The sequence below is a fragment of the Tritonibacter sp. SIMBA_163 genome (assembly GCF_046535935.1).
GTDB lineage: Bacteria > Pseudomonadota > Alphaproteobacteria > Rhodobacterales > Rhodobacteraceae > Epibacterium > Epibacterium scottomollicae.
In genome coordinates this window covers 1-238 of record NZ_JAWJBP010001251.1, presented here as the reverse complement: position 1 = coordinate 238, position 238 = coordinate 1, and the positions used below count along the sequence as shown (strand labels likewise).

Genomic DNA, 238 nt, shown 5'->3' with positions numbered 1-238 from the left:
AGAAGGGATTAATATCGAGAATTCGCTGTTTCGCTGACTCTAGCTTAGGTTTGCCAACTGTTGCGGTACCGTGGATGATTTGACGTTGTAAGTTGGAGCGATCCACAATGTCAAAATCAACAATGCCAATGCGTCCGATACCAGCAGCAGCGAGGTATAACAAGAGTGGAGATCCGAGTCCACCGGTTCCAATACAAACGACACTGGCTGTTTTAAGGCGTTTTTGCCCTTCTAATCC

General features: G+C 46.6%; 1 protein-coding gene. It reads right to left on the bottom strand.

Going from position 1 to position 238, the window contains the following annotated elements:
• A partial coding sequence (locus R0J92_RS26330; RefSeq protein WP_411053857.1) for a ThiF family adenylyltransferase occupies positions 1-238 on the bottom strand: 238 nt, incomplete at both ends.